General features: G+C 64.8%; 1 protein-coding gene and 3 pseudogenes. 3 read left to right on the top strand and 1 reads right to left on the bottom strand.

Annotated elements, in window-relative coordinates; genetic code table 11:
- Positions 1-247, bottom strand: a pseudogene (locus I5M_RS25365) (GGDEF domain-containing protein); the annotation flags it as partial.
- Between the two features lie 8 nt (positions 248-255).
- Between I5M_RS25365 and I5M_RS25360 the strand changes: the two are divergent.
- The 3 genes and pseudogenes from I5M_RS25360 to I5M_RS25350 form a co-directional block, all read left to right on the top strand.
- Positions 256-519: pseudogene (locus I5M_RS25360) on the top strand (tRNA uridine-5-carboxymethylaminomethyl(34) synthesis GTPase MnmE); the annotation flags it as partial.
- Positions 520-635: 116 nt separating this feature from the next.
- A pseudogene (gene mnmG / locus I5M_RS30625) lies at positions 636-2,511 on the top strand (tRNA uridine-5-carboxymethylaminomethyl(34) synthesis enzyme MnmG).
- Positions 2,512-2,735: 224 nt separating this feature from the next.
- A partial coding sequence (locus I5M_RS25350) for a 16S rRNA (guanine(527)-N(7))-methyltransferase RsmG (protein WP_022723958.1) occupies positions 2,736-3,227 on the top strand: 492 nt, incomplete at its 3' end.

Below are 3,227 nucleotides of genomic sequence, written 5' to 3'. Positions count from 1 at the left end.
CCCTAAAAGGCAGGCTGAGCCCGATCGGAATCGATTGCGCGCTCTTAAAGATGACGATCCGCATCGCCATCGAATCGACGACGACCAGATAATAAGCCAGGCCGACCAGTGCCCAGCAGGTGGTTGCGGCGGTGATCCACCAGTTCGGCTTGCGGCCATAAAAACGGTAGATGCCCATCAGGGTCAGGCAGCACGCGAAAATCACCAGTGCGCCGCCGCCGACCAGCGAGGCGCGCGGATCGATCACGCCGCGCAGCCGAATTGCTGCAGGGACTGACCGAGTTCGCTGCGCAATATTTTGGCCTTGGCGAGGGCGCAGCTATCACCCGTGCCCGGCATCGTGACATGCTGCAGCGGGCTCTGCACGCGTTGCAGCGCAGCATGGTTCCCGCCTTACCCGAGGAATTGGTAGCCGAGGAGCTGCGAACCGCCGGCGAGGCGGTGGGGCGGCTGCTCGGTCGGATCGACATCGAGGATGTCCTCGGAGAGATCTTCAGCCGGTTCTGTATTGGTAAATGAGCGGTAAACATTCGTGTTTCACGTGAAACACGGGGGCCGAACTTCGAGCGTTTCACGTGAAACGGCGCTCTTGAATCACCTTCAACCGCCGGGCGGGTTGAGGTAAAAGCGCTCGCATGCGCACTTCTTACGATGTTTTGGTGATCGGCGGCGGCCACGCCGGATGTGAAGCCGCGGCAGCGGCCGCGCGAACCGGCGCGGCGACCGCGCTTGTGACGCATCGCTTCGTCACCGTCGGCGCGATGTCGTGCAACCCGGCCATCGGAGGTCTCGGCAAGGGCCATCTGGTCCGCGAAGTCGATGCGCTGGACGGCCTGATGGGCCGGGCTGCCGATGCCGGCGGCATCCAGTTCCGCATGCTCAATCGCCGCAAAGGCCCGGCTGTGCGAGGACCGCGCGCCCAGGCCGACCGAAAGCTCTACGCGGCCGCGATGCAGGGGGCGATCCGGCAGACCGCCAATCTCGACGTAATCGAGGGCGAAGCCGAGGCCCTTCTGTCGCGTGATGGCCGTGTCACCGGCATTAGGCTTGCCGACGGCCGGGAGTTGGCGGTCGGCGCTGTGGTCGTGACCACCGGGACGTTTTTGCGCGGTCTGATCCACCTCGGTGAGCAGAGCTGGCCTGCCGGGCGGATTGATGAAGCACCGGCGATGGGGTTGTCGAAGTCTTTCGAGGCGCTGGGTTTCGCGCTCGGCCGGCTCAAGACCGGCACACCGCCGCGCCTGGACGGGGGGACCATCGACTGGGGCGCTGTCGAAATGCAGCCGGGTGACGATCCGCCCGAGCCGTTTTCCGTGATGACCAGCACGATCACGACGCCGCAGGTCGAATGCGGCATCACCCGGACCACGCCGGCCACCCATGAGGTGATCCGCGCCAATGTGCATCGCTCGCCGATGTATTCGGGTCAAATCCAGTCGACCGGCCCGCGCTATTGCCCATCGATCGAGGACAAGATCGTCAAGTTTGGCGACCGTGATGGCCACCAGATCTTTCTGGAGCCCGAGGGACTGGACGATCCGACTGTCTACCCCAACGGCATTTCGACCTCGCTGCCCGAAGAGGTTCAGCGGGCGATCCTGGCCACAATTCCGGGCCTCGAGCGCACTGTGATGCTGCGGCCGGGCTATGCGATCGAATACGACCATGTAGATCCGCGCGAGCTCGAGCCGACGCTGCAGACCAAGCGGCTGCGCGGGCTGTTTCTGGCGGGACAGATCAACGGCACGACGGGTTATGAAGAGGCGGCAGCGCAGGGGCTGGTCGCCGGGCTCAACGCCGCGCTATTGGCTGCCGGCGATGACTTGGCGGTGTTCGATCGGGCGGACGGCTATCTCGGCGTGATGATTGACGATCTCGTCACTCGCGGGATTACCGAGCCGTACCGGATGTTTACCTCCCCGGCCCGATATTCGCTTGACGCTGCGCGCCGACAATGCCGACCAGCGCCTGACGGACCGCGGCATCGCGCTGGGCTGTGTCGGCGCGGAGCGGGCAGCATTTCACCGCGCCAAGATGGCGGCGCTGGCGGACGCGAAGACGCTGGCACGGTCTTTGTCGATCACACCGAACGAGGCCGCCAAGCACGGGCTGATGCTCAACCGCGACGGGCAGCGGCGCTCGGCCTTCGACCTCCTGTCCTACCCGGAGATCGAGTTGGCGCAGGTGAGGGAGATCTGGCCCGAGCTTGGGGCCATCTCCCCGGCGATCGCTACTCATGTCGAGAACGACGCCAAATACGCGGTCTATCTGGAGCGCCAGAGTGCCGACGTCGATGCCTTCCGGCGTGACGAGGGCCTGGTGCTAACCGGGATCGACTATGCGACGGTCCCTGGCCTGTCGAACGAGGCCCGCACCCGGCTGCAACGGCACCAGCCTCGCACCGTCGGGCAGGCGAGCCGTCTCGACGGCATCACTCCGGCGGCACTCGGCATTCTGGCGGCCTATCTGCGGCGAGAGGCGAAGAAACCGAAGGTGGTGGCCGAAGGGTAAGGCTGCGACGAGAGTACATGGCGTTTCACGTGAAACGATGCCTCTCGCCGTCATGCCCGGGCTTGACCCGGGCATCCACGGATTGACGTATCCATTGAGAAGAGGTGGACGTCCGGGACAAGCCCCGCCCCGACGGCGAGGTTGGCGTTCTCTCTCCGAGAAAAAGTGGCCGGAATCGCTGCGCGGGAATATATGTGTCGGGCGGCCCATCGTAGGACCAGCACATGCCATCAATTCAACCCCAATGCGCTTACGAAGAAGACCTTGCGGCTGACAAAGCCGCGGCGCTGCGGCTTGCGCCTATTTCACGTGAAACGGAGGCACGCCTCGACGCCTATGTTGCGCTGCTGCAGCAATGGCAGGCTAAAACCAATCTGATCGCGTCATCGACGCTGCCGCAGCTCTGGACCCGGCACATCGCCGATTCGCTCCAGCTAGCCGAGCTGGCGCCGAGCGCACGGCGCTGGCTCGACATCGGCTCGGGCGGTGGTTTCCCGGGTGTGGTACTGGCATGCATTATGGCCGAGCGTGGCGGCGAGGTCGTGCTCGTGGAGCGGATCGCCAAGAAGGCGGCGTTCCTGCGCGAAGCCCTGCGGGTGACGCAAGGGGCAGGCACAGTCATGCTCGCGGACATCGGGGATAATGTGGAGAAAGTCCGGGGCCCGTTCGATTGCATCACCGCGCGGGGCGTGGCTCCGCTACACCAGCTCATCGAT

The sequence above is a fragment of the Rhodopseudomonas sp. B29 genome (assembly GCF_000333455.1).
Lineage (GTDB): Bacteria > Pseudomonadota > Alphaproteobacteria > Rhizobiales > Xanthobacteraceae > Rhodopseudomonas.
The sequence above is the reverse complement of the archived record's forward strand: the minus strand, read 5'-3'. Positions and strand labels throughout refer to the sequence as shown.